This is a genomic window from Winogradskyella litoriviva, from assembly GCF_013249065.1.
In the GTDB taxonomy this organism is placed as follows: domain Bacteria; phylum Bacteroidota; class Bacteroidia; order Flavobacteriales; family Flavobacteriaceae; genus Winogradskyella; species Winogradskyella litoriviva.
Map to the genome: position 1 here is coordinate 1 of NZ_JABRWQ010000045.1, position 341 is coordinate 341.

The following is a 341-nucleotide window of genomic DNA, read 5'->3' on the forward strand; positions in this document are numbered from 1 at the left end:
TTTTGACATCATTTTAAATAGTCCTCCACAAATCAATGATTTTGAATCTTATAATATTTGTGAAAACAATGAAAATCAAGTCAATTTATTAGAAATCAATGAAATTATACTTAATGATACATTTAATGTAATTATTGGTTATTACGCAAACCAAACTGATGCTGATAACAAGGAGAATCCGCTAGACACTAATTATTTATACCAAAACTCAATTGAAACACTTTTTGCTAGAGTAGAATATAGTACTACCCAATGTTATGCTATCTACCCTTTTCAATTAATTATAAATCCGCAACCTGTTGCCAACCAACCTAATGATATTATTGTTTGTGATGATGACT

General features: G+C 28.2%; 1 protein-coding gene. It reads left to right on the plus strand.

Annotation, left to right across the window (positions count from 1 at the left end):
* A partial coding sequence (locus HNV10_RS17420; RefSeq protein WP_173302687.1) for a hypothetical protein occupies positions 1-341 on the plus strand: 341 nt, incomplete at both ends.